The sequence below is a fragment of the Pseudomonas bharatica genome, assembly GCF_048586865.1.
Classification (GTDB): domain Bacteria; phylum Pseudomonadota; class Gammaproteobacteria; order Pseudomonadales; family Pseudomonadaceae; genus Aquipseudomonas; species Aquipseudomonas bharatica.
Genome location: NZ_JBMAWR010000059.1, coordinates 1 through 862, shown reverse-complemented (window position 1 = coordinate 862; position 862 = coordinate 1). Strand labels below are relative to the sequence as shown.

General features: G+C 59.2%; 1 protein-coding gene. It reads right to left on the bottom strand.

Features of this window, described 5'->3' with window-relative positions; all coding sequences use genetic code 11:
- Nucleotides 1-862, bottom strand: an 862-nt coding sequence (locus ACKLLE_RS27115; RefSeq protein WP_420059608.1) for an immunoglobulin-like domain-containing protein, incomplete at both ends; no start/stop codon positions are given.

The window sequence follows — 862 nt, the reverse complement described above, 5'->3', positions numbered from 1 at the left end:
GTTGCCGCCAGTGACACCGGTGATGCTGTTGGTCAGTGGGGTGTTGGTGTTCAACACGTTGTTCGGGGCAATAAAGTCCACCGAACCGCTCGAAGAATTGACCGGAATGGTGATCGACTGGCCGTTCGCCAAAGAGATGACCAGAGGCGTACCAGTGACTGGCGCGGTAACCGAGGCGGTATAGGTCACCACACCGCCTTCAACAGCACTAGCGGTGGCGGTCAGAGTGACCGTCGAGGTATCGATGCTGTCGGTAATAGCAGTCACGGCTGCAGTCGGGCTGACTTCAAGGTGTTCGAAGTCACCGCCGATGGTACCGGTGATCGTCACACTGACATTGCCAGCATCGACGTACACGGTGTTGGCAGGCGCTGCAAAGGTTACAGAACCTTCGGACAGACCTTTCCCGATAGTGATCACTTCCCCGTTGCTGAGGGTGATCTTCATTTCACTGCCCGCCGGGTTGGTCAAGCGAGCGGTGTAGACGATGTCGCCGCCTTCCTGGACGGTGCCGGTAGCGGACAGGGTCAGGCCAGTAGTGTCCAGGCGAGCTGGATCGTCGGTCACGACGGTGGTCGGGGTACCGGCAGTTTCGAGCTTCTCGTAGTTGCCACCGGTAACCCCGGTGATGCTGTTGGTCAAAGGCGTGTTGGTGTTGAGGACGTTATTCGGCGCAATGAAATCGACCGAACCGCTGGAGCTGTTCACCGGGATGGTGATCGACTGGCCGTTCGCCAAGGAGATGACCAGAGGCGTACCACTAACTGGCGCGGTAACCGAGGCGGTGTAGGTGACGACACCGCCTTCAACAGCGCTGGCGGTGGCGGTCAGAGTAACGGTGCTGGTGTCGATCGAGTCGGTG